This window comes from Rhodococcus sp. R1101, from assembly GCF_000278445.1.
Lineage (GTDB): Bacteria > Actinomycetota > Actinomycetes > Mycobacteriales > Mycobacteriaceae > Rhodococcus > Rhodococcus gordoniae.
The window spans coordinates 1-523 of the sequence record NZ_AJVB01000926.1 but is presented as its reverse complement, the minus strand read 5'-3'; the positions used below and the strand labels follow the sequence as shown (position 1 = coordinate 523).

2 pseudogenes are annotated in these 523 nt (G+C 66.9%); one reads left to right on the top strand and one right to left on the bottom strand.

Annotation, left to right across the window (positions count from 1 at the left end):
* Positions 1–274 (bottom strand): annotated as a pseudogene (locus tag R1101_RS0125275) (dioxygenase); the annotation flags it as partial.
* A 104-nt stretch (positions 275–378) separates the two neighbouring features.
* On the opposite strand from R1101_RS0125275, the pseudogene R1101_RS29005 reads away from it, so the two are divergent.
* Positions 379–523 (top strand): annotated as a pseudogene (locus tag R1101_RS29005) (MarR family transcriptional regulator); the annotation flags it as partial.

Sequence of the window (523 nt, the reverse complement as noted above, 5' to 3'; positions counted from 1 at the left end):
GGGCGAGATCGGGCGCCCCGGGGCTGGTGTAGGTCACCTCGTAGAAGCGCCGCGGAAATCCCCCGAAGTCGTACACGAGCGGGGTGCCCGTGGTGGTCGAGCCGATGGTCAGCGGTGCGGATTCCCAGTGCGCCGAGACCACGAGGATCGCCGTGGGGCGTGGCAGGTCGGCCGCCCAGCGCTGCAGTTGCGAGACCCACAGCTCGCTGTCGACGAGCGGCGGAGCGCCGTGACTGAGGAACAGGGCGGGCGTGGTCGCGGAATCGGTGCTCATGACGTCCCCTTGGAGTTGAAGCTTCAAGTATTATGAAGGACAACCCACCCTGAGGGCATTCTGTTCCCGGGGCGGCGGCGAGACCGAACGAGCGAGGAGAACGCATGAGCAACGAGGACCCCCGGTGGCTCGATCCGACGCAGCAGAACGCCTGGCGCGCACTCGTCTCCGTCATCACGCGATTGCCGGCCGCGCTCGACACCCAGATGCAGCGCGACTCCGACATGACCCACTTCGAGTACTTCGTCC